Origin of the sequence: Actinacidiphila yanglinensis, from assembly GCF_900107965.1 — a bacterium.
Lineage (GTDB): Bacteria > Actinomycetota > Actinomycetes > Streptomycetales > Streptomycetaceae > Actinacidiphila > Actinacidiphila yanglinensis.
Genome location: NZ_FNVU01000022.1, coordinates 37,976 through 62,002, shown reverse-complemented (window position 1 = coordinate 62,002; position 24,027 = coordinate 37,976). Strand labels below are relative to the sequence as shown.

Annotated in this window: 20 protein-coding genes and 1 pseudogene; 5 read left to right on the top strand and 16 right to left on the bottom strand. The window is 74.0% G+C overall.

Going from position 1 to position 24,027, the window contains the following annotated elements; translation table 11 throughout:
• The first annotated feature begins 8 nt into the window (after positions 1-8).
• Positions 9-896, top strand: a complete 888-nt coding sequence (locus C4U44_RS34035; protein ID WP_103889963.1) for a LysR substrate-binding domain-containing protein — start codon at positions 9-11, stop codon at positions 894-896.
• A gap of 531 nt (positions 897-1,427) precedes the next feature.
• Here the strand turns inward: C4U44_RS34035 and C4U44_RS34030 are convergent.
• Together C4U44_RS34030 and C4U44_RS34025 are read right to left on the bottom strand one after the other, a co-directional pair.
• Positions 1,428-2,111: a response regulator gene (locus tag C4U44_RS34030; protein ID WP_103889962.1), complete on the bottom strand. Its 684-nt coding sequence runs from the start codon at positions 2,109-2,111 to the stop codon at positions 1,428-1,430.
• Positions 2,108-3,814 carry a sensor histidine kinase gene (locus tag C4U44_RS34025; protein WP_103889961.1) on the bottom strand — a complete coding sequence of 569 codons (1,707 nt, stop codon included), beginning with the start codon at positions 3,812-3,814 and terminating at the stop codon, positions 2,108-2,110. Before C4U44_RS34025 ends, C4U44_RS34030 begins: the two co-directional genes overlap by 4 nt.
• A 183-nt stretch (positions 3,815-3,997) precedes the next feature.
• On the opposite strand from C4U44_RS34025, the gene C4U44_RS34020 reads away from it, so the two are divergent.
• A complete protein-coding gene (locus C4U44_RS34020; RefSeq protein WP_235032567.1) occupies positions 3,998-5,371 on the top strand; it encodes a cation:dicarboxylate symporter family transporter in 1,374 nt (457 codons plus the stop codon).
• Between the two features lie 92 nt (positions 5,372-5,463).
• On the opposite strand, the gene C4U44_RS34015 is transcribed toward C4U44_RS34020, so the two are convergent.
• Positions 5,464-6,207 carry a class I SAM-dependent methyltransferase gene (locus C4U44_RS34015; RefSeq protein WP_103889959.1) on the bottom strand — a complete coding sequence of 248 codons (744 nt, stop codon included), beginning with the start codon at positions 6,205-6,207 and terminating at the stop codon, positions 5,464-5,466.
• Positions 6,208-6,457: 250 nt separating this feature from the next.
• Between C4U44_RS34015 and C4U44_RS34010 the strand changes: the two genes are divergently transcribed.
• Entirely contained in the window at positions 6,458-7,753 is a 1,296-nt protein-coding gene (locus tag C4U44_RS34010; RefSeq protein WP_103889958.1) for an MFS transporter, read from the top strand.
• Between the two features lie 60 nt (positions 7,754-7,813).
• On the opposite strand, the gene C4U44_RS34005 is transcribed toward C4U44_RS34010, so the two are convergent.
• Together C4U44_RS34005 and C4U44_RS34000 are read right to left on the bottom strand one after the other, a co-directional pair.
• The gene (locus tag C4U44_RS34005) at positions 7,814-9,772 is read right to left on the bottom strand and encodes a S53 family peptidase (protein WP_235032566.1); all 1,959 of its coding nucleotides are present in this window, start codon (positions 9,770-9,772) and stop codon (positions 7,814-7,816) included.
• Positions 9,773-10,112: 340 nt separating this feature from the next.
• The gene (locus C4U44_RS34000) at positions 10,113-12,026 is read right to left on the bottom strand and encodes a lamin tail domain-containing protein (RefSeq protein WP_103889956.1); all 1,914 of its coding nucleotides are present in this window, start codon (positions 12,024-12,026) and stop codon (positions 10,113-10,115) included.
• 292 nt (positions 12,027-12,318) lie between these two features.
• On the opposite strand from C4U44_RS34000, the gene C4U44_RS33995 reads away from it, so the two are divergent.
• Positions 12,319-13,641, top strand: coding sequence for an FAD-dependent monooxygenase (locus C4U44_RS33995; RefSeq protein ID WP_103889955.1), 1,323 nt, complete (start codon positions 12,319-12,321; stop codon positions 13,639-13,641).
• Positions 13,642-13,752: 111 nt separating this feature from the next.
• Positions 13,753-14,067, top strand: coding sequence for a PadR family transcriptional regulator (locus C4U44_RS33990; RefSeq protein ID WP_103889954.1), 315 nt, complete (start codon positions 13,753-13,755; stop codon positions 14,065-14,067).
• A gap of 46 nt (positions 14,068-14,113) precedes the next feature.
• Here the strand turns inward: C4U44_RS33990 and C4U44_RS33985 are convergent, their stop codons facing one another.
• The 11 genes and pseudogenes from C4U44_RS33985 to C4U44_RS33935 form a co-directional block, all read right to left on the bottom strand.
• Positions 14,114-15,379 (bottom strand): APC family permease, encoded by a 1,266-nt coding sequence (locus C4U44_RS33985; protein ID WP_103889953.1) that lies wholly within the window; start codon positions 15,377-15,379, stop codon positions 14,114-14,116.
• A gap of 88 nt (positions 15,380-15,467) precedes the next feature.
• Positions 15,468-16,337: a VOC family protein gene (locus C4U44_RS33980; protein ID WP_103889952.1), complete on the bottom strand. Its 870-nt coding sequence runs from the start codon at positions 16,335-16,337 to the stop codon at positions 15,468-15,470.
• 4 nt (positions 16,338-16,341) lie between these two features.
• Positions 16,342-17,163 (bottom strand): alpha/beta fold hydrolase, encoded by an 822-nt coding sequence (locus C4U44_RS33975; protein ID WP_200823504.1) that lies wholly within the window; start codon positions 17,161-17,163, stop codon positions 16,342-16,344.
• Positions 17,164-17,363: 200 nt separating this feature from the next.
• A complete protein-coding gene (locus tag C4U44_RS33970) occupies positions 17,364-18,323 on the bottom strand; it encodes a class I SAM-dependent methyltransferase (protein ID WP_103889951.1) in 960 nt (319 codons plus the stop codon).
• Positions 18,324-18,421: 98 nt separating this feature from the next.
• Positions 18,422-19,864, bottom strand: a complete 1,443-nt coding sequence (locus tag C4U44_RS33965) for a dihydrolipoyl dehydrogenase family protein (RefSeq protein WP_103889950.1) — start codon at positions 19,862-19,864, stop codon at positions 18,422-18,424.
• Position 19,865: 1 nt separating this feature from the next.
• Entirely contained in the window at positions 19,866-20,429 is a 564-nt protein-coding gene (locus C4U44_RS33960) for a hypothetical protein (protein ID WP_103889949.1), read from the bottom strand.
• A gap of 397 nt (positions 20,430-20,826) precedes the next feature.
• On the bottom strand, positions 20,827-21,270 hold the full coding sequence (locus tag C4U44_RS33955) for a hypothetical protein (protein WP_103889948.1): 444 nt from the start codon (positions 21,268-21,270) through the stop codon (positions 20,827-20,829).
• Between the two features lie 14 nt (positions 21,271-21,284).
• Entirely contained in the window at positions 21,285-22,016 is a 732-nt protein-coding gene (locus C4U44_RS33950) for a class I SAM-dependent methyltransferase (RefSeq protein WP_103889947.1), read from the bottom strand.
• Between the two features lie 166 nt (positions 22,017-22,182).
• Positions 22,183-22,443, bottom strand: a pseudogene (locus tag C4U44_RS33945) (LacI family transcriptional regulator); the annotation flags it as partial.
• A gap of 17 nt (positions 22,444-22,460) precedes the next feature.
• The gene (locus tag C4U44_RS33940; RefSeq protein WP_103889946.1) at positions 22,461-22,967 is read right to left on the bottom strand and encodes an NUDIX hydrolase; all 507 of its coding nucleotides are present in this window, start codon (positions 22,965-22,967) and stop codon (positions 22,461-22,463) included.
• A gap of 114 nt (positions 22,968-23,081) precedes the next feature.
• Positions 23,082-23,975: an amidohydrolase family protein gene (locus C4U44_RS33935; RefSeq protein ID WP_235032565.1), complete on the bottom strand. Its 894-nt coding sequence runs from the start codon at positions 23,973-23,975 to the stop codon at positions 23,082-23,084.
• Between the last annotated feature and the right edge of the window lie 52 nt (positions 23,976-24,027).

Genomic DNA, 24,027 nt, shown 5'->3' with positions numbered 1-24,027 from the left:
CGGACGATATGGATCTTCGCCACCTGCGGTACTACGTCGCCGTCGCCGAGGAGCGGCACTTCGGCCGCGCCGCCGAGCGGCTGCACATGGCGCAGCCGCCGCTGTCGCAGGCGATCCGCCGCCTGGAGACCGAGCTCGGGGTCGAGCTGCTGCACCGCACCACCCGCCGGGTCGACCTCACCGAGGCCGGCCGCGCCTACCTCGAACGCGCCCGGGCGATCCTGGCCGAGGTCGACGAGGCGGGCCACCTGGCGCGCCAGGTCGCGGCCGGGGTCGTCGGCCGTCTCGCGATCGGCTGCGTGGGCTCGGCGACGTACAGCCTGCTCCCGGCGCTGTCCCGGCACCTGTCCGCGCGGCTGCCCGGGGTCGACTTCTCCTTCCGCGGCGAGATGCTGGCACCGGACCAGGCGGACGCGCTGCGCGCGGGCACGATCGACGTCGCCCTGCTGCGTCCGCCGGTGGCCGAACCCTCCCTCGTGGCACACCTGTTGCGCCGCGACCGGCTGGTGGTGGCGCTGCCGTCCGAGCACGCACTCGCCGGGCGGCGGCAGGTGCGGGCGGCCGATCTGGCCGGGACCGACCTGATCGTGCACTCTTCCGCGCGGCGGTCCGTGATGTACGAGGTGGTCCTGCGGTTGCTGCACGACGCCGGGGTCGAGCCGCGGATCCGGCACGAGGTCGGCGAGACGTCGACGCTGGTCACGCTGGTCGCGGGCGGGCTCGGGGCGGCGGTGGTGCCCGAGCCGGTGACGGCGTTGAGCCTTCCCGGCGTGGTGTATCGGCCGCTGGTGCGCCCGGCGACCACCGTCGAGCTGGTGGTCGCCCACCGGGCGGACCGGGCGGAGCCGCACCTCGTGCGGGCGGTGGAGGGGATCCGCGAGGTGGTTCGGGCTTAGCCGCTGGGGGGACCGCCCGGGGTGGGGGGCCGCGGCATGTCCCCGGACCACCCGCCGGCGGCCGGTTGCTCACGCAGTTCCCCGCGCCCCTGGAGGGTGCGGTCCTACCGCGACGGCGCCCAACCCCCCGTGCCGGGGGTGCCCTCACGGGCAAGCGTTGCCCTCCCCCCCGGTGCCGGGGTGCCCTCGCGAGTGAACGGTGCCAACCAGGGGCGCGGGGAACTGCGCTCCCCCACAGCTTCGCCTGGGAGGTACCCCCAGCCACGACGGCGCAGCCGGAGGCCCGCAGGCCCAGCCCCCACGGCGATGTCCCCGGACCACCCGCCGGTGGCCAGTTGCTCGCGCCGTTCCCCGCGCCCCTTCGGGGGCACGTCCAGCCGCAAGGGCACCCAACTCCCCGTGCCGAGGGTGCCCTTGCGGGCGAACGGTGCCCTCCCCCCGGGGACGGGGGTGCCCTTGCGGGCGACGGCAACCACCAGGGGCACGTTCTGCCGCGAGGGCACCCAACTCCCCGGGGTCGGGGTGCCCGCGTCAGCCCCGCGCCACCCACCGGTAGTGCAGCTCCGGCCGCCCGACCTGGCCGTACTGGGGGCTGCGCTCGGCGCGGCCCTGCTCGACCAGGTGCTCCAGGTAACGGCGGGCGGTGATACGGGAGATGCCGGCCGACGCGGCGGTGGCCGCCGCCGTCAGCCCGGCCGGGGCGACCGTGAGCGTGCGGACGACCGTCTCCAGCGTGGGAGCGCTGAGCCCCTTCGGCAGCGCGGCGGGCCTCGACGGGCGCAGCGCGGCCAGCGCCCGGTCCACCTCGTCCTGGCTGCCAGCCTCCCCCGCCGAGGCCCGGAACCTGGCGTAGCCGAGCAGCCGGTCGCGGAGCGTGGCGAACGCGAACGGCTTGAGGATGTACTGCACCACGCCGAGCGAGACGCCTTCGCGGACCACGGCCAGGTCGCGCGCGGAGGTCACCGCGATGACGTCCATCCGGTGGCCCTCGGCGCGCAGCGAGCGCGCGAGTTCCAGGCCGTGGCCGTCGGGCAGGTAGAGGTCGAGCAGGAGCAGATCGACCGGGGCGCGGAGCAGCAACAGCCGGGCCTGCGCCGCGGTGTGCGCCTTGCCGACGGCGGTGAACCCGGGCACGCGGTCGACATAGAGGGCGTGCGCGTCGGCGGCGACCGGGTCGTCCTCGACCACGAGCACGCGGATCGGTGTCCGGCTCATACCTGTCCCCCTCCGGCCGGACGGGCGGCGGCGTCGCTGAGCGGGGGTGGTGCTGGCCGCGCCGGATGCGCCGGCGGTGTCGCATGGGCGGGCGGCGTCGGGGGCGGGATCAGCGGCAGCCGGGCGGTGAAGACCGCACCGCCCTCGGGCCCGGCGGTCAGCGTGAGCGTGCCGCCGTTGCGCGTCACGGTCTGCCGGGCCAGCGCGAGCCCCAGGCCGCGCCCGCCGGACGGCGCCGGCTTCGTCGACCAGCCCCGCTCGAAGACCGCGTCGGTGTCGCCGGAGGGGATGCCCGGGCCCGTGTCGGCCACGCGCAACAGCAGCCCCTCCGGGGCCTGGTGGGCCGCGACCGTGACCTCGACCCGGGCGGCCGGCAGGCCCTGCGTCGCGTCGACGGCGTTGTCGATCAGGTTGCCCAGGACCGTGACCAGGTCGCGCGGGGCGAGACCCGCGGGCAGCAGCCCGTCCTCCAACCGGCTGTCGGGCGTGATCACCAGCTCGACCCCCCGCTCGTTGGCCTGTGCCGCCTTGCCCAACAGCAGGGCTGCCAGCACCGGTTCGTCGACCGCGGCGACCACCCGGTCCGTCAGGGCCTGGGCCGCCCGCAGTTCGGCGGTGGCGAAGTCCACCGCCTCGCGCCCGCGGCCGAGTTCGACCAGCGAGACGACGGTGTGCAGCCGGTTGGCCGCCTCGTGCGCCTGCGCGCGCAGCGCCCGGCTGAAACCGCGCTCGGAGTCCAACTCGCCCATCACGACCTGGAGTTCGGTGTGATCCCGCAGGGTCACCATCGTGCCGCGCTGCTCGCCGCCGGAGACGGGGGCGGTGTTGACGACGACGACCCGCTCGGAGGTCAGGTGCAGCTCGTCGACGCGGGCCTCGGGGGCCAGCAGCGCCGCGGTCAGGGCGTCGGGCAGCCCGAGCGCGGTGACGTGCCGGCCCACGGCGTCCCCGGCCAGGCCCAGCAGTTCGCGCCCGCCGTCGTTGATGAGCGCGATGCGCTGCTCGCCGTCGAGCAGGAGCAGCCCCTCGCGGACGGCGTGCAGCGCGGCCTGGTGGTAGTCGTGCATGCGGTGCAGGTCGCGGGCGTTCATGCCGTGGGTGTGGCGGCGCAGCCGGGCGTTGACCAGGAAGGTGCCGATCCCGCTGAGGGCCAGCGCGCCGGCCGCGACGCCGATCAGCGCGGCGAGTTGCTTGCGGGAGCGCGCGGTGATCGCCTCCACGGTGATGCCGGCGCTGACCAGCCCGGTGATGCGTGCGCCGGACCGGATCGGGGTGATCACGCGGACCGACGGCCCGAGGGTGCCGGTGTAGGTCTCGGCGAAGGTGCGGCCGTGCAGGGCCGGCGCGATGTGGCCCAGGTAGCGGCGGCCGATCTCGGCGGGGTCGGGGTGGGTCCAGCGGATGCCGTGCGGGTCCATGATCGTCACGAAGTCCACCCCCGTGTCGTGCTGCACGGACAGGGCGTACGGCTGGAGTTCGGCCGTGGGATCGCCGCCGCGTGCCGCCTGCTCCACCGCGGGCGTGTCCGCGACCGCCCGGGCCACCGCGGTGGCCTGCCGCCGTGCGGACGCCTCGGCCTGCCGCCCGTCGCTGACGTACCCGAAGATCGCGCACACCGTCACGGCCACGGCGACCAGGACGGCCTGCATCGCGAACAACTGCCCGGCCAGGCTGCGGGGGTAGGGCACGCGGGTCGCCGCCATGGCATCGGTCCGCCTCTCGACTTTGCGTGAACTCAACGAACACAACCGTGACGCACGTCACGCGGGCCGCGATAGTCGCGGGGACCGCCAGGTCGCGGGCCGCACGCGCCGCCGTCCCCGGGACGCCGGCCCGAGCCCTGCGGCACGCCCCCGACGCCACCGATGCCGTCAAGGAGAGTCACCATGCCCGAATCGCCGGTGGAGGCACCGCCCGCCCAGCGGGACCGCACACAGTACCTGTACCTCGCCGTGATCGTCGCGGTGCTGCTCGGCATCGCCACCGGCTTCCTGTGGCCGCACTTCGCCAGGGAACTCAAGCCGCTGGGAACCGGGTTCGTCGCCCTGATCGAGATGATGGTCTCGCCGGTCATCTTCTGCACGATCGCGCTCGGCGTCGGCTCGGTCCGGCAGGCCGCGAAGGTCGGCCGGGTCGGCGGCCTCGCGCTCGGCTACTTCGTCGTCATGTCGGCCGTCGCGCTGGCCATCGGCCTGGTCGTCGGCAACATCCTGCACCCGGGCTCCGGACTCCATCTGACCGAGGCGACCCGGCACATCGGCCACACGGCGGCGGCGAACGCCCACGTCGGCGCGGTCGACTTCCTGCTGGGCATCATCCCCACCAGCCTGCTGTCGGCCCTCACCGAGGGGCAGGTGCTCCAGACGCTGCTGGTCGCCCTGCTGGTCGGCTTCGGCCTCCAGGCGATGGGCCGCTCCGGCGAGCCGGTCCTGCGCGGCATCGGCCACCTCCAGAAGCTGGTCTTCCGGGTGCTGTCGATGATCCTGTGGGCCGCCCCGATCGGCGCGTTCGGCGCGATGGCCGCCGTGATCGGCGAGACCGGCACGGACGCGCTCAAGGCCCTGGGCACCATCATGATCGGCTTCTACACGACCTGCGTGCTCTTCGTCGTCGTGGTGCTCGGCACCATGCTGCGGCTGGTCACCGGCGTCAACCTCTTCCGACTGCTGCGGTACCTGGGCCGGGAGTTCCTGCTGATCCTGTCCACCTCGTCGTCGGAGTCCGCGCTCCCCCGGCTCATCGCGAAGATGGAACACCTGGGCGTCAGCCGCCCGGTCGTCGGCGTCACGGTGCCGGCCGGCTACTCCTTCAACCTCGACGGCACCATGATCTACCTGACCATGGCCTCGCTGTTCATCGCGGACGCGCTCGACCGCCCGCTGGGCCTGGGCCAGCAGATCGGCCTGCTGCTGTTCATGATGCTCGCCTCCAAGGGCGCGGCGGGCGTGTCGGGTTCGGGCATCGCCGTCCTGGCCAGCGGCCTGCAGTCGCACCAGCCCGCACTGGTCGACGGCGTCGGCCTGATCGTCGGCATCGACCGCTTCATGAGCGAGGCGCGGGCCCTGACCAACTTCGCCGGCAACGCGGTCGCCACCCTGCTGGTCGGGACCTGGGTGCACGAGGTCGACAAGGAACGGGTCGCCCGGGTGCTCGCGGGCGACCTGCCGTTCGACGAGCGCACGCTGGTGGACCAGGAGGAGCCGGCCGACTCTCCCACGGTCCCCGCCCCCGGCGGCGCGCCGGACCCCGCCTACGGCTGAGGCGCGCCGCGTGGCCCGCCGCCCGCCGGTCGGGCACCGGGCCACGCGGCGCGGTACCGGCCGGGTTCAGGACTCCGCCGCGGAATCCCGGTTCAGCGCTCGGCCGCCTCGAGGACGAAGAAGAGGAAGCAGGGTGTGGTGGACAGGTCCGCGAACTCCTCGGGGAAGAGCTCGCGGGCAGTCGGATCGGGCTGCGGCTCGCTGAGCGCGGTGAGCCGGAAGCCCGCCGCGGTGAAGGCGTCGGTCATCGCCTGCAACGGCCTGCGCCACAGCCGCATCGGGATGGACCGCCCGCCGAGCGTCCAGTCGAAGGTGTAGCTGGTGGTCGCGGAGTAGTCGGGCCGGGGATCGCGGTGCGTGTAGGCCACGACGGGATGGTCCACCGACCCGATCAGCCGGCCGCCGGGCCTGAGCACGCGCCGCAGCTCGGCGAGCGCCGGGCCCCAGTCCTCCAGGTAGTGCAGCACCAGCGAGGCGACCACGTCGTCGAACGCGCCGTCGGCGAACGGCAGGCGCCCGGCCAGGTCCGCCACGTGCAGCGGCACGTCGTCGCCGAGGCGCTGCCTGGCCAGTGCCAGCATCCCCGCGCTGGCGTCGATGCCGGTGACGAGGGCGCCGCGCTCGCGCAGTTCGGCCGACAGCGGGCCGGTGCCGCAACCGGCGTCCAGGACGCGGCGGCCGGCCACGTCCCCCGCGAGGGCCAGCACCGCGGGCCGCTCGTAGTACGCGTTGGCGATGCCGTGCGCGTTCTCCTCCGCGTACGCCTCGGCGAAGCTGTCGTAGTCGTTCACCTTGACCGGGGGTGCGGGCCGGGCGTGGTTCTCGGCGGTCGGCATACGGCGGTCTCCGTCCTGTCGTCGCGTCATGCGGGCTGGCGCCATCCTGCTGATCGACGTCGCCTCCGAGCGCCGCGGTTCCCGGCGCGACCGATCAGGGCCGGGGGCGGAGCGGGCACAGGACCGTCCCGGGCGCCCGGGCCCGAGCCGCGGACCAGGGCCGATCCGCGAACCCGTTGCTATGGTGGATCGGCTGGCGAGGCAGGGGAACAGCGGCAGCCCGACGACGATTCCAACGGAGCTGCGAGCCATGCCGTCCACTTCCGCCCTCGGGGGCCCCTCCGCGGCGCAGATACGCGGTGCCGTCCAGGGCACGTACATCGCCTTCACCGGATGCGGTCTCGCCTTCGCGAGTTGGGCCTCCCGGATCCCGCAGGTCCGCGACCACCTCGACCTCTCACCGGCCCGGCTCGGCCTGGTCCTGCTCGCCATCGCCGCCGGCTCGATCATCGCGCTCCCGCTGGCCGGGCCGGTGATCCACCGCGTGGGCACCCGGCGCACCGTCGCCGGCATGTCGCTGCTGCTGTGCGTGGGCCTGGCGACCGTGGCGGTCGGGTACCCGCACGGGCCGGTCCCGGTCGTGGTCGGCCTGTTCCTGCTCGGCTTCGGCACCGGCGCGTGGGACGTGGCGATGAACGTCCACGGCGCGCTGGTCGAGCAGTTCCTCGGGCGGTCGATCATGTCTCGCTTCCACGCCGGCTACAGCCTCGGTACGGTCGCGGGCGCCCTGATCGGCGCGGCGATGGTCGCCCTGCACGTCCCGGTCGGCGCCCACCTGCTGATGGCCGCGGTGGTGATCGCGGTGGCGGTCCCCTGGGGGACCCGCCTCTTCCTGCCGGAGGACGCCCCCCTCGACGCCGGAGCCGCCGGAGCCGATGGCACCGCCGCCGACACCGCCGAGCCGGCGGCCGCCCCGCGCAGCCCCCTCGCGGCATGGCGCGAGCCGCGTACGCTGCTGATCGGCTTCTTCGTCCTCGCCTTCGCGTTCGCCGAGGGCACCGGGAACGACTGGATCGGGCTCGCCACGATCGACGGCTACGACACCTCCGCGTTCCTCGGCACCCTCGCGTTCGCCACCTTCCTCTCCACGATGACGGTCGGGCGCTGGTTCGGCCCCGCGCTGCTCGACCGGTACGGCCGGGTGCCGGTGCTGCGCGTGCTGGCTGCGTTCGGGATCGCGGGCTCGCTGCTGTTCGTCTTCGCCCCCGCGACGCCGCTGGCGTTCCTCGGCACGGTGCTGTGGGGCCTGGGCGTCTCGCTGGGCTTCCCCGTCGGCATGAGCGCCGGAGCCGACGAGCCGCGGTACGCCGCCGGCCGGGTCAGCGTCATCGCGTCCATCGGCTACTGCGCGTTCCTCGCCGGCCCGCCCTCGATCGGCCTGCTCGCCGACCACCTCACCATCCTGCGCGCCCTCACCTCCGTGGCGGTCCTGCTGGGCGTCGCGGCGCTGATCACCGCGGCCGTCAAGCCGCCGCCCGGCGTCGTGGTCTTCTCGACCGCGCAGCCCGAGCCGGCCGTCGATCGCGACACCCGCACCGGTGCGTGACCGCCGGCCGGGAACCGGCAGAAGCCCCGGCCCCCGGTGGTCCGGCACGGGGCGGCCGGGTCAACGCGGCGCGCGGCGCAGGGCGGTGAGGAAGGCGGCGCCGTTCGGGGTGCCGACGCCCGTCATCGTGTCGTAGCCCTTGGCGGTCACCTGCTGGGTCTGCCCGCGGTCCTGCGCGTCGAAGACGTCGACGCCCGCGCCGGTCCCGCTGCCGTCCGCCGCGAGCCAGGCGCCGCGGTCGCGCTGCGGCGCCGACCGGCCGACCGGCAGGACGTCGTGGAGGGCGGGCGTGCCGGCCAAACGGTAGAGGAGCGGGTCGACGAAGCCGAACGGCCGTCCGCGGCCCTGCTGGGCGTCGGCGACCAGGGCGGCGACCAGCGGGCACGCCAGGCTGGTACCGGCATTCGGCAGGGTGCGGTACGTCCCCGGCCCGCTGCCGCTGCCCGGGTCGGTGTACCCGGTCAGCAGGCCGGTGTCGGGGTCGGCGTCGGCGGCGATGTCCGGCACCGCACGATCCAGCACGGTGCGCTTGCCGACGCGGGCACGCGCCATCGACGCGGGGACCACGCCCTTCTGGTACGAGGGCTGGCGGTAGGTCAGGCTGGTGCCTCCTCCCCCGCCGCTGATCCCGAGATCGGTCCACTTCCCGCCGTCCAGCGAGCCGTAGTCGTCGGACCAGCCGGTCTCGAAGACCCGGTTCCCGGCGGCCCCGACGCCGAGGGTGGTGCCGCCGACCGCGACCGCGTACGGGTCGGCGTCGGTCGCCGTCAGGCCGCTGGTGTCACCGGACGCGACGTACATGCCGACCCCCTCGGCGGCGGCTCGCACGTCGATCGCGTGCACGGTTCCCGCCGGCACCTCGCCGAGCGGGATCTGCCACGAGTTGGACACGATGGACGCCCGTGGCCGGTCGCCGTCGCCGGTGAGGACGGCGAGCGCGGCGTCCAGCAGCGCCTGGTCCTCGTCGCATCCGCGGCCCACGACCATCACCTGGTCGGCGCCGGGCGCCATCGCGTAGACGGCCTCGGAGTCCATCTCCGCCTCGTCGTTCACGGCGGGCCCGTCGGCCACGGCGGGCGACGCGGCCGCGTCCTTCGCGGATGCCGATGCGGCGCAGTCCTTGCCGGCCTGGATCTGGCGGAACTGCGAGCGCCTGGGCAGCGGCAGGTGGTTGGCGCGCGCGTACGCCGTGAGCGTCGCGAACATCGCGGTCGGCGCCTCGGACTCGGTCAGGGCGACGGTCTGCCCCCTGCCGGTCAGGGCCCACGTGGCGCCGTAGGCGGCGCGCATCTGGGCGGCGGAGTACCCGCACACCGGCAACGACGCCTGCGTCAGGCCGCGGTAGGCGGGCGTGAAGCCGTGGGTGTGCTCGCCCCAGTACCGCGCGCAGGTGGCCGGCCCGGCGGTGCTCGCCGCCGGGCCGGCCACCGTCCCGCGCACGAGCGGAGCCGCGGCGGGGCGGGCGGTGCCGCCGGTGGCGTCGCCGAGCCCGGTCACGCCCAGCACGTCGGGCGCGAGCGCGGCCGGCACCGACACGTCCCGGTCGTTGGCCTCGAACGGCGCGGCGCCGCCCGCCGGGCCGTTCGCGCGGTACTGCGCGATGCGCACCCGGAACGCGGACTGCACCGCCGACACCGGCCCGGTCGCCGACACGTAGTCGCGGCCGCCGTCCACCCGAACTCCCGTGAGCCCCTTGGCCGTCAGCCAGGACGCGACCGCCTCGGCCCGCGCGGCGGAGGGCCCGAACCTCGCGGTGTACGCGCGGGGCGTCAGGTAGTGGCGGTGGCGCGCGCCGCCCGGGGTGGCGACCGCGTCCGCGTACGCGGCGGCGCCCGCGAGGTCCGGGGCCAGCCACACCTGGACGGTCATCGCCTGCGCGGCGGGCGCGTCCCCGACGCGCGAGGCGGCGGCGACGGCCGGGGACACCGACCCCGGCACCGTGACCGTGGCCGCCGCGCGCGCGGTGGCGGGTGGCCCCAGCAGCACGCCGGCCGCCCCCGCGGCGAGGCAGGCGACCACCGCCCGGGTCGTACCCCGACCCCGGCCGTGACCCCGGCCGCGACCTGGAACGCTGCCTACCGTGGCCGCCCGAGTCCCGCGTGAACCCGCTCGCCCCGCCCGTCCCATCGGCACCTCACACCTCAGCGCACGCACCGGCCCCGTCGGCCTCTGCCCTCGCCCTGTGTACAACGCGGCCCGGCCGTCCCCGGTTGCGACACGACGAAGCTCCCGGCAGTCCGCGGGCGGGCTGGGTGCCCGCCCCGTCTGCCGGGAGCTTCGTCGTGCGGTCCCGCCCGGGTGTCCTACCGTGGCGGCGGCCCCGAGGGTGCGTGCCCCTCGTCACCCGTGGTGGGCGGGATCAGCAGGGGAAGGTGCCGCTGTAGAGGGCGTGCCCGGAGGAGGAACTCCCGGAGCCGAAACCGTAGATGCCGTCGTCGCTCCAGACCGCCTCGCGGGTGCCGCCGGTGCAGGTCGAGGTCGGCGCGAGCGCGAAGCCCTCCAGGTTGTCGGTGGGCATGACGGTCGGGTTCGTGTAGGTCACGTCGGGCACGATCGCACCGGAGGCGTTGACCTTCATGAAGGTGTGCGTCTCGCCGCAGGTGTTGTCGCAGGTCGCGACGAGGCGCTGGGTGCCGGCGTCGAAGGTCACGTCCATCACGGAGGACTTGCCGGTCGCGATGGTGCCGAACGTGGTGAACGTGCCGTCGGAGTTGAGCCCGTAGACGTGCAGCGAGCCGTCCCACTCCAGGCCGGCGAAGTACAGGCCCGCGCCGTGCAGCGGGTAGTTCGCGGGGTTGTAGGCGGCGCCGGTGAGCGGGTCGACCCAGCCGTTCGCGGTCAGCCAGCTGTCCGGCACGTATCCGACACCCTCGAAGCCGAGGTTGGCGTCGTCCTTGTCACCGGTGTTGAGCTGCGGGAACTGCGAGGTCATGTCCCACTGGTGGATCGGCGTCAGCGTCGACCCGGTGGCCGTCGGGTCGAACTCCAGGATGGTGTCCTTGGGCTTGGTGTTGTCGGTGTTGTCGCGCTCGGTGGTCACGTAGAGGTGGCCGTTGCCGCCGACCGAGAGGCCCTCGGAGTCCGGCTCGCCGCTGCCGCCCGCGAAGCGGATCTGCTTGCCGGTCGCGCTCCAGGTCGGGTCGGGGATCCACTTGCCGTTGCTCTTGACCAGCTTGAACAGCCAGTTCTTGTTCTTCGCGGCCCACAGCACCGACGGGTTCGACGGATCGAAGGCCAGGCCGCTCACGTCCCGGCCCTCGGGGCCGGTGGAGGTGGTGAACGCGCAGACGTTGTCCGCGATCGTGACGTCCGCGCCGCCCGGCCAGGCCAGCGTGCCGGACGGGGTGGAACCCGTGCCGGAGGGCGCCTCGGGGGTGCAGCCGCTGGTGAGCGAGCCACCGCCGCCCAGCAGCTGGCCGGGCGGGGTGCCGCCGGTGCCGCCACCGGGGCTGCCGGAGCAGGAGTTCGCGCTGCCGAGCGTCGCGGTCGTGGCGGTCCGGAACCAGCCGGTGCCGTTGGCGCAGCGCTCGTCCGACGGCTTGGCGCCGTCGGTCGCCCAGGTCAGCGAGTCGACGGTGTCGCCGCTGCCGTCGAGGAGGAAGACCGAGTCGTTGTCGCCGAGGCCGATGGTGGAGTTGAAGGTGACGTAGCCGCCCGCGGGGATGCTGGTCGCGCTCGGCGAGGAGGACGAGATCGTCGCCGCCGAGTGGGAGGTGTCGCCGTCGACGTACTTCCACGACCCGACGCTGACCGCGCTGGTGCCGCCGTTGTACAGCTCCACGGTGTCGGAGCCGTCCGAGGTGGCCTCGTTGATCCGCACCCGGCTCGCCGCCGGGATCGACGACGGGCAGCCCGAGGCGTTCGGGCCGCCGAACGTGGTGGCCGTCGTCGCGGTCACCCACGCCCCGGTGCCGTCGCCGCCGCACCGTGCCATGGCCGGCTTCGCCTTGTCCGTCGCCCAGTCGACGCGGTCGACCACGGTGCCGCCGGAGGTGTAGATCACCAGCTTGTCCGCGTCGCCCAGCCCCTTGGGCGAGTTGAAGGTGACGAAGCCGCCGGCCGGGATCGTGCCGGCGGACGGGCTGAAGGACTGCGCCGAGAAGCTGTCGTCGGACATCTTCCAGCCGCTGATGCTCACCGCGGTCGAGCCGGTGTTGTACAGCTCCACGGTGTCGGAGCCGTTGGAGGAGACTTCGTTGATCCGGACGTTCTGGTAGCCGGCCGGGTCCGCCGCAGCAGCGGGCTGAGCGGCCAGCACCCCGGTGAGGAGCATTCCTGAGAGCGTCAGAGTCGCGGCGCAGACGGACGCGACGCCGGCACGCGAGTGTGAGGTAGGCACGAGGCGGAACTCTGCTGACACGACGTTGAAACGACGTGTACTGCGGCTGAACTCCGCCTGCTGGCCACCGGAACGCCAGGCGCCCGCCCCGGGCCCAACGGCCCCTGTGCGACCGCGGGTTCGCGCCGCTGCCGCCGGCCGTGCGCCGCACCCGGAGGGACGTGAGGGACGCCACTGGCGATTAGTGAACAAAGATCCCTCGCCGCTTCGTCCCTTTCTCATGGCAATGAAATCGAATGCTCCCCTCGGGCACGCGGTCGTCGCCGGCGGCAGCGTCGCCGGCCTCCTGGCCGCCCGCGCGCTGAGCGCGTCCTTCACCCACGTGACCGTGGTCGAACGCGACACCCTCCCTGCGGGAGCCGTCCCCCGCCGCGGCGTACCCCAGGGCCGCCAGGTGCACGCGCTCCTCACCCGCGGTGCGGTCGGGCTGGACGGCCTCTTCCCCGGCTTCACGGACGCGATGACCGCGGCCGGCGTGCCCAGCGGTGACGCGCAGGCGGACTTCTCCTGGTTCCTCGACGGCCGCAGGATGGCCGAAGCGGCGTCCGGGCTGCGCGGGTTCGGGATCAGCAGGCCGCGGATGGAGGAGATGATCCGGGAGCGCGTCCGGGCCCTGCCCAACGTCTCCCTCGTCGACGGCACCCGGGTCGAGGGGCTGATCGTCGACGACGGCCGGGTGACCGGGGCCCGGGTGCGGCGGCACACCGGCGCGGAGGAGGCGCTGCCGGCGGAACTGGTGGTGGACGCGGCCGGACGCGGCTCCCGCGCCCTGTCCTGGCTCCGCGCGTTCGGCCACCCCGTCCCGGAGCGGACGGCCGTCAGGACCGACGTGGTCTACGTGACACGGCACTTCGCGCAGGAGCCCGGGCTGCTGGACGGACGGCTCGGGACGACCGTGGTGCCCTTTCCCGGGCAGCCCCGGGCCGGAGTGGTGGTCCGGCAGGAGGGCGGGCGGATCGCGGTGCTGCTGGCCGGACTGCTCGGCGAGGAGCCGCCCACGGACCACGCCGGGATGATCGCCTTCGCCTCGACCCTGGCGGCGCCGGACGCCGCCGACGTGCTGCGCTCGGCCACCCCCGTGGACGAGGCCGTCACGATGCGGTACCCGGAGAGCGCCCTCCACCACTTCGACCGGCTCGACCGCCACCTCGGCGGATTCCTCGTCGTCGGCGACGCGTTGTGCAGCTTCAACCCGATCTACGGCCAGGGGGTGACGGTGGCCGTCATGGAGGCGGAGCTCCTGCGGTCCCTGCTGAAGGAACAGGGCACGCGCGACCTGGCGCCGCGGTTCTTCGCGGCGGCGGCCGCGCTGCTCGCCGAACCGTGGTCCCTCGCCGTCGGCGGCGACCTGCGGTTCCCCGAGGTCGAGGGCGAACGCGGGCCGCAGGACGCGGAGATCAACGGCTACCTCGACCGGTTCCGTGCCGCGGCGGCGGTCGACCCGGTCCTGGGCACGGCGTTCCTGGAGGTGGCCAACCTGATGGCGCCCGTCGGCTCGCTGTTCGACCCGGAGTTGGCGGAGCGCGCCACCCGGTCCGTCGCCCGGTAGGAAGCCCGGGATCCGCAGGGGCGCCGCGCGGCAAGGGGGCAGTGGCCCGCACCACGGCACGTAGTATCGGAGCCCGATATCGGTTTCGTGACATCCCCGGAGGGAGCAGCGGTGCGGGAGTTCCAACGTGGCGCGGTGCGGCTGCACATCCTGCACCACGCGGCCGAGGAGGAGATCCACGGCGCCTGGATGGCCGAGGAGTTGGCCTCGCACGGCTACCGGATCAGCCCCGGCACGCTGTACCCGACGCTGCACCGCCTGGAGGGCGACGGGCTGCTCGTCTCCGAGCAGCGGGTGGTCGACGGCCGGACCCGCCGGATCTACCGGGCGACCGAGGCCGGCCGGGCGGCGCTGGCGGAGGACCGGCGGGCGCTGGCGGAACTGGCCCGCGAGTTGCTGCCCGAGGACGACCGGCGGCGTACCTGACGTCCATTCAGGAGCGGCCGCCGGAGGGACCGTTCAGGAGCGCCGTTCAGGCTCGGGCGAGCGCCTTGCGCAGGCCGTAGGCGGCGACCCCCAGGGCGAGGACGACCGCGCCCCACAGCACCGAGGCACCAGGCAGCGAGAACGCGAGCACCGCGCACCCGGCCGCCCCGAGCACCGGCACGAAGCGCGGCGGGCGGCCCTCGGCGGCGGTCAGCGTGAAGGCGGCGGCGTTGGCCACCGCGTAGTAGGCGAGGACGCCGAAGGAGGAGAAGCCGATCGCGCCGCGCACGTCCGCGGTCGCCGCCAGCACCACCACGACCGCGCCGACGGCGAGTTCGGCCCGGTGCGGGACCTCGAAGCGGGGGTGGACCGCGGCGAGCGCGGGCGGCAGGTGGCGGTCGCGGGCCATCGCCAGCGTGGTGCGGGAGACCCCCAGGATGAGGGCGAGCAGCGAGCCGAGCGCCGCCAGGGCCGCCCCGACGCGCACCACCGGGACCAGGCCGGGCACGCCGGCCGCGCGGACGGCGTCCGCCAGCGGCGCCGTGGTGTGTGCGAGGCGGCCGGGGCCGAGGACGGCCAGGACCGCGAGCGCGACGACCGCGTAGACGACCAGGGTGATACCGAGCGCGAGGGGGATCGCCCGGGGGATGGTGCGCCGCGGGTCCCGGACCTCCTCGCCGAGGGTGGCGATGCGGGCGTAGCCGGCGAAGGCGAAGAACAGCAGTCCGGCCGCCTGGAGCACCCCGCGCCACCCGGTGTCCGCGCCGATCGCCCAACGCCCGGCGTCCGCCGCGGAAGCGGTACAGCACGCGGTCACCACTGCCGCGAGCACCGCGAGCACGACCGCGACGATCACCCGGGTGAGCCAGGCCGCCTTCCGGACCCCCACGTAGTTCACCGCGGTCAGCGCCACCACCGCGGCGACCGCCACCGCGTGGGCCTGCGCCGGCCACACGTACGAGCCCACCGTGAGGGCCATCGCCGCGCACGACGCGGTCTTGCCCACCACGAAGCCCCAGCCGGCGAGGTAGCCCCAGAACGCGCCCAGCCGCTCGCGCCCGTACACGTAGGTGCCGCCCGACGCCGGGTACCGGGCGGCCAGCCGCGCCGAGGACGTCGCGTTGCAGTAGGCCACCACCCCCGCGAGCGCCAGCCCGACCAGCAGTCCCGAGCCCGCCGCGGCCGCGGCGGGGGCCAGGGCGGCGAAGATGCCCGCGCCGATCATCGACCCCAGGCCGATCACCACCGCGTCGAACACCCCCAGGTGCCGCCGTAGCACCTGCCCCTCCGCCGCCGGCGCCGACGCACCCATGAGCCACCCTTCCGCAACGAGACCCGATATCGGCGCACGATACATGGGCGAGGTGACAGGTTCGTCCGGGCTTTCGTCCCGGCTCTCGTCAGGGCGGGGGGGAGGCGAACGGATTGGCCTCGGCGTGGTGGTGGCCCCAGACGTCGGAGACGCCGAAGTCGTGCGGCACCCAGTCGTCGCCGACCTCGATGCCGCCGCAGCCGATCTCGAGGTGGAATCCGCTGGGGTTCCGCACGTAGAACGAGATCGCCTTGTCGTTCATGTGCCGGCCGAGGCTGATCGATATCGGCGCGCCATTGGCCTTGGCCCGGTCGTAGGACCGCCCGACATCGTCGATCGAGCCGTGCTCCAACTCGAGGTGGTGGATCGACGTGGTCTCGGCATGGGCGAGCGCGATGCTGTGGTGGGCCGCGTTGCAGCGGAGGAAGAAGAGGCCGGGGGCACGGTAGTCGGTCAGCTTGAACTCCAGTACGGACTCGTAGAGTTCGCGCAGCTCCGCGAGGTGGGGACTGGCCAGCACGAAGTGGCCGAGGCCGGTGGCGCCGGGCGCCGACCCGGCCGGCCGCGCGACGCCGGTGCGCACCTTGGCCTCGCCCGTGGCCAGCTCCACCCGGTGGCCCGCCGGGTCGGTGAACCAGCGCAGGCGGGTGGCGCCGCGCAGTTCCGTCTCCTCGGCCGAGCCGTCCTCCACGGCGTAGCCCGCGTCGTCGAGCCGCCGGCTGAGCCGGTCCAGCTCGCGCGGGGTGTCGACGATCCAGCCCAGCTCCCGCGGCGCGTCCTGCAGGGACGGGTGCAGGGCCAGGCGGTACTTGAACGCGTCGAGTTCGGCCAGCGCGACCTCGCCGGCGCCGAACTTCACCGTGGTGACCCCGATGCCCAGCGTGCGCCCCAGCAGGTCGGTCCACGCGTCGACGTCCGTCACGTCGAGCCCGACGTAACCGAGCTTGCGGATACCCACGGTGTCATCCCTCCGCTACGGCGGCTGCTCCGCCCTGCAGGAACTCGCGAACGATGTGGTTGAACTCGGCCGCACGCTCGTACTGCACCCAGTGCCGGCAGTGCGGCAGCACCCGGAGTTCGGCGTCGGGTATGCCCGCGAGGATCCTGTCCGCCCAGGCCAGCGGCACGGTCTGGTCCTCCCGCCCCCAGACCAGCAGCGTGGGGGCGGCGACGAGCCCCAGATCGGGGGTCAGGTCGCCGAAGTTCGGCGGGATCGGCAGTTCGGGGTGGGCCCGCAGGCTCGACGCGTACCGCTCGTCGACGAGGGATTCGGTCGCCAGCGTCTCGTCGAACACCATCAGGCGCACGAACTCGGCCATGGCCTCCCGCGACGGCTCCGGGGCGGCCATGTACGCGAAGAGGCGGTCGAGCCCGACCGGCCACGGCGGTGCGTCCGCCGGGAGGACACCGCCCGGGGCCATGAGGACCAGCCGGTCCACGCGCTCGGGATGGCGCATCGCCACGCGCATCGCGACGGCGCCGCCGTAGGAGTTCCCCACCAGGTGGGCACGCTCGATCCCGAGGGCGGTCAGGGCCCGGCACACCTGCTCCGCCGCGTGGAAGATCAGCGGCTCGTCCGTCTCCGGTCGCGGGGAACTCCCCCAACCGGGCAGGTCCAGCACGATGTTGCGGTACTCCCCGAAGGCCGCGAGGTTCCCGCCGAAGTTGCTCATCCCGGTGGCCCCGGGCCCCGACCCGTGCAGCCACACCACCGGCCGCCCCACCCCGACCTCGGTGTACCCCAGCCGCGAGCCCCCGAGTTCCAGCATGCTCGTCACGCGCATCCCCCACTTCTGAATGTAGCGTTCACTACACAGACTCTACACGCCTTGGCGCGCGTCTTCCATGCCGGAGCCCGACCGCCGGAGGCGCAGTTGCGAACGTCGTCCGAAGTGCGCTCGGCCCCAAACGGACTGCCGCCCCGGCGCGTTCGAGGATGCGCTCGACCACGCCGGGGCGACAGCTGCCGCAGATGACGCCGGGCTCAGTCGCGTCGGGCCGCGACCAGGACCGGGCCGCCCGGCACCGTGGGGAAACGGCGCTCGTCGCGCAGGCCGTACCCGGTGAGGGTGCTCGCCATCCGGTCGGCGTCGTACGCGCTGCCGCCGTTGCGGACGGCGTGCCAGCCGGCGACGGCCTGCCGCAGGGGGTCGGGGGCGGCCGGGTTGGTGCCGGCGACGATCCAGGCGCCCGGCTTGAGTGCCTCGACCAGTCGCGGCAGGGCCTGGGTGAGGGCCGCCTCCGGCAGGAAGGGGGCGGGCAGCCAGATCATGTCGTAGGCGGCCTGCTCGGCCACGTCCACGACGTCGGCGTGCCGCAGGGTGACGCGGCCGGCGGCCTCGGTGCCGGCCGCGGCCAGGTCCTCGCGCGCCAGTTCCAGCACGCGCTCCATGACGTCGACACCGACGACGTCGGCGCGGGGGAACGCCTCCGCCAGGGCCAGCGCCAGCGCCGCGACGCCGGTGCCGATGTCCAGGATGCTGCTGCCCTGCGCGTCCAGCCGCTCCGCGAGACCGGGCAGCGCGGGAACCACCTTGCCGGCGAGGGCGCGGCCGGTGCCCGCGGACACGCGGCCCTGGTTGCGCAGCACCTCGTCCTCCTGGTCCGCCCAGCCGCCGCTCTCGCCGCGGTCCCCCGCGGCCGCCGCCACCGCCTGACGCAGCGAACTGAGCCGCGCCTGCGCCGCGCTGTGGTGCGTCGGCCCGTCGGGGTACCGGTACGCCGGGTGCAGCGCCGGCACGTCCCCGTCCCGCCGGACCAGCCCGGCCGCTTCCAGTACGGCGGTGCGCTGCGGGTTCGCCGCAAGGACGTCCGCCAACGGCTGCGTGGCGGCGTCCTCCAGAGTGGCAACCAGGGCTGCCAGCGCCCAGGTCGCGGACTCCAGGGTGGTGGACGGGTCGTCCGGGTCCAGCGAGAGGACGGTGGACGAAGTGCGCTCGGACATGCGGGGAACCTTTCCTGCCTGCGGGTCTTGCATCAATCACTGGTACCACCGGGGAACACCGGCGCGGCGCTCCGCACTCCCGGCTCCGGCCGGCCGCATCAGCGGCCGTAGCCCTCCAGCAGCCGCAGCCACACCTCGCTGACGGTGGGGAAGGCCGGAACCGCGTGCCACAACCGGTCCAGCGGGACCTCCCCGACCACCGCGATCGTCGCCGCGTGCAGCAACTCCGCGACGTCCGGGCCCGCGAGGGTGAATCCGACGATCACCTTCCGGTCCTCGTCGACGACCATCCGCGCCTGCCCCCGGTAGTCCTCGGCCTGCAGGGTCGACCCGGCCACGGCGGCCAGGTCGTGGTCGACCACCCGGATCCGCAGCCCGGCCGCCTCGGCGGCGGCCGCGGTCAGCCCGACGGACGCGATCTCCGGGTCGGTGAAGACCACTTGGGGCACCGCGCGCTCGTCGGCCGTCGCCGCGTGCCGGCCCCACCGGCCGTCGTCGACGGCCTCCCCCTTGGCGCGCGCCACGATGGTGTCCCCCACCGCGCGCGCCTGGTACTTGCCCTGATGGGTCAGCAGCACGCGCCGGTTGACGTCCCCGGCCGCGTAGAGCCATCCGTCGCCGACCGGCGCGCCCTCCGCCCCGACCACCCGCAGCGTGCCGTCGACGGTGAGCCAGTCCCCCGGCGTCAGGCCGACGGCCTCCAGGCCGATGTCCCGGGTGTTGGGCACGCGGCCGACCGCGACGAGCACTTCGTCGGCGTCGATCTGCGCGCCGCTGGTGAGGGTGAGGGACACCGTGCCGTCGCCGGCGCGCTTCACCGTCGCGGCCTCGGCGCCGAGCAGGACCGACACACCGGCCTCCCGCAACGACGCGACGACCCGCTCGCCCGCGAACGGCTCGGCCGACGGCAGCACGCCGTCACGCGCCAGCACCGTCACCGAGGCGCCCAGCCCGGCGTACGCGGTCGCCATCTCCGCGGCGACCACCCCGCCGCCGATGACGGCGAGCCGGCCGGGAACCGTGCTCGACGCGGCGGCCTCCCGGCTGGTCCACGGTGCCGCCTCGCGCAGCCCTTCCACGTCCGGGACCAGCACGCGGCTGCCGGTCGCGACGACGACCGCGTGCCGTGCGGTCAGCGTGACCGTCGCGCCGTCCTCGCCGGTGGTCACCTCGACCGCTCGGGTGGAGACGATCCGGCCGTGCCCGCGGTACAGCGGCACGCCCACCTGCTCCAGCCACGCCGCCTGCCCGTCGTCCTGCCAGTGCGCGGCGAAGGAGTCACGACGGCGCAGCACCGCCGCGACGTCCAGCTCGCCCGTCACCGCCTCGCGCGCGCCGGGCACCTGCCGGGCCGCACGCAGCGCGGCACCGCTCCGCAGCAACGCCTTGGTCGGCATGCACGCCCAGTAGGAGCACTCGCCCCCGACCAGTTCGCGCTCGACGACGGCCACGGTCAGGCCGCCCTGCACCACCCGGTCGGCGATGTTCTCGCCGACCGGGCCGGCGCCGATGACGACGACGTCGTAGGTATTGGTGTCCACGTCAGTTCACCTTCGCGTGCGCGGAGCGGCCCAGGCGCAGCGCCGAGACGAGGAAGAAGACTCCGCCGAGAACGGCGTACCCGGCGACGTTGGTCAGCTTCGGGTCGGACGCGGAGGCCCCCGCGATGAACGAGGCCCCGGCCAGGACGGAGATGCCACCGCTGAGCATCATCGGCCACTGCCCGCCCATCGCGCGACGGCCGACCCCCACGATCAGCTGGACCGCCCCCGAGACGATCGCCCAGGCACCCCACACGCGCAGCACCGCCGGCACACCGGAAGTAGTGGCGACGGCCAGGCCGACCGTGGCGAGCAGGCTGATCGCCATGTTCACCCGCAGACCGCGCACCGGGCCGGTGACACCGGCCGAACGAGCGTCGGTGACCGCTGCGGCGACATCGAACAGCGGATAGAGGACGAGCAGGGTGACACCGAGCGGCCCGAGGTGGGACTTGTTGGCGAACAGCAAGGCAGCCCAGACGACGGCGAACCCGAACCGCACGAAGTACAACTGGCGCAGAGACGGTGCGAAGGTGACGGCGACAGGTGATGCGGCGGTGGCCACGATGATCCTTTCGGGACGGCGCGGGGGGTCTGGGCGATTGGGTGGGTTCCACGGTCGGCTTGCTCCGTACGAAGCCCGGCCCGACGCGCCACCCGAGCCACAACAAGACCGAACGTTCTCTCTCGTCACAGCATGGGCGACCGATCTCGGCCTGTCAAGACCGAACGTTCTCTCCTGCGGATCGACGGCACTCTCTCACGAGGATGTGCGCAGCTCAGCGCGCTGAACGGAGGTACCGATCTCCCGTGGATCGCGCGTGGCGTGACCGTTGCGGCCGGTGCGATCGTGATCGTGGCACCAGTCGTGGATGCCCCGGACGTTGTCGAAGCCGGGTCGCCACCGTCAGACGGTCGGGCGGCGGGCCGCCGGTGCTCGTTGTCGAGGTGGCGGCGGGCGGTCAGGCGTCAGGGTCGACTTCGGGGTGCGTGAACCGCACGGGCTTGCCGAGCGACCGGGCGTAGGCGATTTCGGCTCGGGTGCTGTCTCCGATGTAGTCGCCGACCACGAGCACGTCATCAGCGAGCCGGATCTTCGCCCGGTGCAGAGCGTCGAGTCGCACCTTCAGTGCCTCGGCCTCGCCAGGATCGGACCACAGTTCGTGCGGCGACTTCAGGTCACAGCCCGGTTTGACGACGATCCTTCCGGCCGTGGTCTCGCGCAGATCGGCCTCGTTCATCTCGGTCATGAAGCGGGTGGAGCCGCAGATCACGACGATGCGCGGGAGGCTCAGCAGCTTCTTCGCGTCGGCGATCTTCTCCTCGGGGGTGGGCGGGTGCGGGGGTGACACCGGTTCCTCCTGGTGGCGTGGTCCGCGGCGGCGACGGAGCCACGGGAACGACATGTCCTCGGGGCGGCTCAACCGGCGTGCTGGAGGCGGTACTGCTGGAGGTCGGTGCCCGGCGTGTCCTGGACGGGAGCCACGCTCAGGCCGGCGCTCGTGGCGAGTTCCTCGAACCCGGAGGGCGGGTACCAGTGGAGCAGCCAGGGCCGGTCGGAGACGACGCTCTCACCGTCGCGGTGCCGCTCGTACCGCAGGAGCGTCGTCTGGGTCCGGTCGGCCTCGTTCCGTTCCTCGGACACCACCGACACGCGCAACTCGGCGCCGTCGTCGGCCGTGGCGGTGCGGACCCGGCCGATCTGCTCGGCCGGCGTGGGGGACGGGACGAACAGGGGAACCAGGGCGGTGCCTCCCTCCGCAAGGTGGCGGCTGATCCCGCGGAGGGCGGCCAGCGCGGTGGCGTCGTCGGGCAGGAGGTTGAACGTCGGCCCGGCAAGGAAGATCGCACGGTAACAGCCCGGCAGATCGAGCGCCTCCATCCGCTGGTGGTGGACGACCACCTCGACGCCCTGCTCCCGCGCCCGGCGACGGCACCGCTCCAGCATGTCCGCCGAGGAGTCGACCCCCTCGACGTCCAAGCCGCGCCGACGCAGCTCGAGGAGCGGATCGCCGTCCCCGCACCCGAGTTCCAGCGCGGGAGAGCCGGCCTCCTGCACGAAGGCGGCGTAGCGTTCCGGGTCCTGGGTGGCCGACTTCAACGGCCCGTAGATCTCGGCGACGATGCCCGTGTAGAAATCAGCTGCGTCCACACCCGCACCTTACGTTTCCGACCCGTGCAGGTCCCCCCCCGCGGCTCGCGACGCCACGCGGACCGAGGGGCCCACGAGTTGCCGCCGTCGAACCGAGCCGGAGTGCCGGGTCCTCCAGGCGACAGCGGGCCCCGGCCCCGGATGCCTCGCCCGCCTACGGACGGCGCTGGTCCGCGGAGAGGTCGGCGACCACCGTGCGGGCGGTCAGGCCGAGTTGCCGCGCGGTCTCGGTGAACGCCGCGGTGCGGACGGCGCTGTGGCCGGGTTCGGCGGGTCCGCTGACCCGGGCGATCCTGCGGTGGCCGAGCGCGGCGAGATACAGCACGGCCTCCGCCGCGGCGGCCGCGTCGTCGGCCCCCACCGAGGTGAACGGGCCTGCCGGCGACGGGTGTCCGACCACGAGGGCCGGCAGGCCGATGCCGGAGAGCACCGACCGGCTGCCGGTCAGCCCGTGACGCCGCCGGAACCGCACTCCAGATACCGGCGCAGCGCTTCCCGCCCCGCCGGAACGAAGCGCCATCGATCAACCACTTCGCACAGTTCGGCCACCGTCAGCCAGTCCTGCCACGCGATCTCATCCGGGTCCGGGATCAGGGCCCCCGACACGACGGCCTCGTGCACGCCGACCCAGATGGGGCCGATCCCCTCCCGGCAGAGGAACTTGAAGAGGAAGCGCACCGGCACACGCACGCTGAGCTCTTCGGCCAGCTCGCGGGCCGCCGCCGCCTCGTACGACTCACCCACGTCCACGGCGCCGCCGACCATCACGTCGTGGTGGCCCGGGAAGCGGGGCATCGTCTCGGCCCGCCGCACCACCAGGATGCGCCCCGCACGGTCACGGCAGATCGTCGCCGCGATGCGATGGGGCCACTGCTCGCGCACCGCCTCGTCCCGCTCGACGACCCCCAGCACGCGGTCGTGCTCATCGACACGCTCGATCAGTTCGCTCACGGAGGCACGATCCCAGCACCCACCGACAGTTCGGGCCGTGCGACGGGACGAGCGCCGCCGGCGGGCGATCCGCGTCACGGGGAATCCCGTGGAAAGGCGCAGCCGGGTGCGGGGTCACAGGTGCAGCAGGGCCCGGGCGTTGCCGAAAGCGACTTTCTGCCGCTCGGCCTCGGTCAGGCCGGTGCCCTCAAGGGCCGCGACGGCAGCGCTGGTCCTTTCGTAGGGGTAGTCGATGGCGAACAGCACCGCGTCTGCTCCCATGACGCGTACGAGGGCTTCGATCGCGGCCAGAGCCAGGACACCGCTGGTGGTGACAAGCACGTTCTTCCCGAAATACGCCGACGGCCGCTGTTTCAACGGCTCGGGCACGGTGATCGTGAGATACCGGGAATCGAACCGGGACAGCTGGAACGGCAGGAACTCTCCGGCGTGACCGAGAATCATCCGGGCGTGCGGGTGCCGATCGAACACTCCGGACATGATGATCCGCATGGCATGGCCGCCCGTGGTGGCCTGCCAGCTCCACAGGGCACCGTCCAGCTCGGGATGCCCGTCAAGCACATGGCACGCATCGGCCGGCGGCATGCCGGGGTGCAGATACAGCGGGACACCGAGCTCCGCGAGCGTGGCCCAGACCTCGTCGAACGCCGGGTCGTCGAGGTACGCGCCTTGGACGTGATCGTTGACGAGCACCCCCTTGAACCCGAGTTCCTGTACGGTCCGGCAGATCTCGGCGACAGCCGCCGCGGGGTCCTGCAGCGGCAGCGCGGCGAACGCGGCGAACCGGTCGGGGTGCCCGCGCACGACCGCGGCGAGTTCATCGTTGACGTACCGGGCGTTCTCGACCGCACGGGCGGCGTCGGAGTCCACCTCGATGCCGGGAACGGTCAGCGAGAGCACCTGCATCGCGACCCCGTTCTCTGCCATGTCCGGCAGACGGAACCGCTCCACGTCGGGCAACCGGGCGAACACGTCCGCGGCGAATGCCGGGGCGGCGTTGGTCGGCATCGGTGGTGCGGGCCGCCGCGACGCGAGGCCGGGGACGGCGATGGCCTCCTCG